Source organism: Kitasatospora sp. NPDC054795 (genome assembly GCF_053611565.1).
Window position 1 is genome coordinate 1,825 of the sequence record NZ_JBSHAP010000285.1, and the last position, 268, is coordinate 2,092.

Consider the following 268-nt stretch of genomic DNA (forward strand, 5'->3'; position numbering starts at 1 on the left):
GCCGTCATGAAAGGGGGAGGGGCGTGGTGGGGCGCGATTAGCCCCCGGGCTGGCGTTGACGCCGCTTACGGACGTGGTTGTGGGCTTCGTTACGCGGCTCTTCTCTTTTCCCACCCCTGTTCCCACCGGCCGAGTCGCCGGCCGCCCCGGTTGTCCCGGTGGTTCCAGCGGTCGGGCCCGGGGAAGCACGGGAACGAGACGACAAAAGGCCGGGGCCGCGATCCTCATGGATCGCGGCCCCGGCCGTTACTGTGCGCGATACTGGGAT